This window comes from Vibrio sp. PNB23_22_6 (assembly GCF_052877535.1).
Map to the genome: position 1 here is coordinate 1 of NZ_JBNFXP010000064.1, position 1,060 is coordinate 1,060.

Consider the following 1,060-nt stretch of genomic DNA (forward strand, 5'->3'; position numbering starts at 1 on the left):
CCGGTTTAAATTGCAACGGCAGGACGCCCATGCCAACTAAGTTGGTGCGGTGAATGCGCTCAAAGCCTTCTGCCACAATTGCTTCTACGCCAGCAAGACGCACGCCTTTGGCCGCCCAGTCACGAGATGAACCTTGGCCATAATCAGCCCCCGCAACCACTATCAGCGGTTGCTTACGCTGCATGTAGGTTTCAATCGCTTCCCACATGCGGGTGACTTGACCTTCTGGCTCAATACGCGCCAGTGAGCCCTGCACCACTTCGCCGCTCTCTTTCACCATTTCATTGAACAGTTTCGGGTTCGCGAAGGTGGCACGCTGCGCGGTTAAGTGGTCACCACGGTGGGTGGCGTAGGAGTTAAAGTCCTCTTCCGGCACGCCCATTTTCGCTAGGTATTCCCCAGCCGCGCTGCTGGCCATGATGGCGTTAGATGGCGATAGATGGTCGGTGGTGATGTTGTCACCCAGCACCGCCAGTGGGCGCATGCCCGACAGCGTGCGTTCCCCGCCTAATGCCCCTTCGCCCTCTTGTTGCCAATAAGGCGGACGGCGGATGTAGGTGCTCATCGGTCGCCAGTCGTACAGTGGGTTGGTATTACGTTCGTCTTGGTTCAGTTTGAACATCTGAATGTAGACTTGGTTAAACTGCTCGGGCTTCACGTGCTGACCCACTACTGCGTCGATTTCTTCGTCGCTTGGCCACAGGTCGTTGAGGTAAATCGGTTGGCCTTGGGCATCGATGCCGAGCGCATCACGTTCAATGTCAAAACGAATGGTGCCCGCCAACGCATACGCCACCACCAATGGCGGCGAAGCTAAAAACGCTTGCTTGGCGTACGGGTGAATCCGCCCATCAAAGTTACGGTTGCCAGATAAGACTGCCGTCGAGTACAAATCACGGTCGATGATTTCTTGTTGGATTTGTGGGTCTAGGGCGCCACTCATACCATTACAGGTGGTACACGCGTAGCCGACAATGCCAAAGCCAAGCTTTTCCAACTCAGGCAGGAGACCCGCTTCTTCTAGATAGAGGCGCGCCACTTTCGAACCCGGTGCAAAGGA

Annotated in this window: 1 protein-coding gene; it reads right to left on the reverse strand. The window is 55.8% G+C overall.

Going from position 1 to position 1,060, the window contains the following annotated elements:
- Positions 1 to 1,060: aconitase family protein (locus ACVA54_RS19625; RefSeq protein ID WP_446649889.1), on the reverse strand; the 1,060-nt coding region annotated here is incomplete at both ends.